The organism is Streptomyces sp. NPDC057010 (assembly GCF_042673805.1).
GTDB lineage: Bacteria > Actinomycetota > Actinomycetes > Streptomycetales > Streptomycetaceae > Streptomyces.
In genome coordinates, this window is the sequence record NZ_JBHUSC010000152.1 from 593 (window position 1) to 1,001 (window position 409).

Annotated in this window: 1 protein-coding gene; it reads right to left on the minus strand. The window is 59.4% G+C overall.

Going from position 1 to position 409, the window contains the following annotated elements; all coding sequences use genetic code 11:
- Positions 1-96: 96 nt before the first annotated feature.
- Positions 97-409 (minus strand): nuclear transport factor 2 family protein (locus ACFTXQ_RS36750; protein WP_382650060.1); only part of this gene is annotated, 313 nt, incomplete at its 5' end.

Sequence of the window (409 nt, forward strand, 5' to 3'; positions counted from 1 at the left end):
CGACGCGTTCCCTGGGGTTTTGGTCGCCGGTGCTTTCGTGCACTTCGTGGCACGCTCGCGAATCCGGACGTTGGCGTGCATCCGCCGCGTGGCGCTTCAGTCGAACGTATGCACTACGGCGGACGCCTTGGTCGCGATCAGCCAGTTGCCCTCTACCTTATGCATGACGAAGTGATCGTTGAATAGCTTGTTGCCGATTCGCACCCGCACGGTAGCTGTTGAAAGGTTGTCCGATATATTCTCCGTCGACAGGATCGCTTCGTCTCTCGGCGCGCCGGTCGATCGAGGACTCTGCCTCCCGTGGATGAGTGCCGCATACTCCTGCGACGACAGCGTGCGCAACCGACCTTCATCCATCCACTGAATCATGCAGCTCGGGTGAAAGACCGTGTCGAAATCACGGCTCTTC